The sequence below is a fragment of the Lysinibacillus sp. NPDC056185 genome (assembly GCF_047737915.1).
Taxonomy (GTDB): domain Bacteria; phylum Bacillota; class Bacilli; order Bacillales_A; family Planococcaceae; genus Lysinibacillus.
Genome location: NZ_JBLLLQ010000107.1, coordinates 1 through 1207, shown reverse-complemented (window position 1 = coordinate 1207; position 1207 = coordinate 1). Strand labels below are relative to the sequence as shown.

The window sequence follows — 1207 nt, the reverse complement described above, 5'->3', positions numbered from 1 at the left end:
CAGCGGCTTGGGTTCGCCGGAGCCGAGGTCGGCGGCGCGGGCCCGTTCGGCGAGCGTGACCGTCGGTGGGGCGGGGGCGGGGGCCAACGCTGCGGCAACGGGGGCGTGTTCGGGGGCGTACGCCGCCACCGGAACGGCGGGCTCCCGCTCCGGCGCGGTCGCCGGTTCGGGGCCCGCGAGGCCGCGTTCGAAAGCCGAGTCCCTTGCCGGGACAGCCGCTTCGCGTGTCGCCCGTGCGTACAGCTGGAGGCGGCGGTCCCCGTCGCCGGTGGCGCACAGCACGCCCAGCCGGGAGAACGCGAGCGCGGCGACAGAGTTGGGCCGGGCCGGTACGAGTTCGCCCCATGGCCGCAGGCCGGCCGGGTCCCAGAGCCGTACGGAGCCGTCGCCACCGGCGGCGGCGAGCACGGTGCCGTCAGGGGAGAACGCGAGCGCCGTCACGTGGCCGCGGCGATCCGGCGGCAGATCGCCCAGCGGCCGCAGCTCGCACGGGTCCCACAGCCGTACCGTGCCGCCCGTCCCCGCGGCCGCCGCTGTCCGGCCGTGGGGGGAGAAGGCGAGGGCGAACACACTGCCGCTCCCGACCGCCACCTCACCTCTGCCCGCCCCCGACACCGGATCCCACAGCCGGACCACACCACCGGCACCCGCCGTCGCCACCACCCCGCCGTCGGGCGAGAACGCGACAGAGGTGGTGTGGGAGCCGCCGCTGTCGAGGGTGCGCAGCAGCCGCCGGGTCCGCGGGTCCCACAGCCGTACGGTGCCGTCGCCGCCCGCGCCGGCCAGCAGGGTGCCGTCCGGTGAGAAGGCGACCGCGAACACCGTGCGGCCGTGGCCCCGCAGCGGCTCGCCCGCCGGGAGGCCGGTGGCAGCGTCCCAGAGCCGGACGGTGGTGTCCCTGCCCCCGGTGGCCACGAGGGTGCCGTCCGGCGAGAACGCCACCGTGCGGACGGTGTCGGTGCGGCCGGTCAGCGGCTGTCCGAGGGGCACGTAGGCCGGGGCGGGGGACGGAACGGCAGAGGGAGCAGCCAAGGGAGCGGCCAAGGGAGCGGTCAAGGGAGCGGTCAAGGGCGCGGGGGCCGGCGCGGGGTCCGCCTCCCGCAGCTCCGCCGTGGCCCTGCGGCCGGAGTCCTGGAGCCCGGCCAGCGAGCGCCACGTGGCCTGCCAGGCGCGCAGTTCGGGGTCGCTGTGCGAGGGCGGCTTCGGC

1 protein-coding gene is annotated in these 1207 nt (G+C 77.9%); it reads right to left on the bottom strand.

Translation table 11 applies throughout. The annotated features are described in order from the left end of the window. Nucleotides 1-1207 (bottom strand): WD40 repeat domain-containing protein (locus ACMZ42_RS27195; protein WP_415733455.1); only part of this gene is annotated, 1207 nt, incomplete at both ends.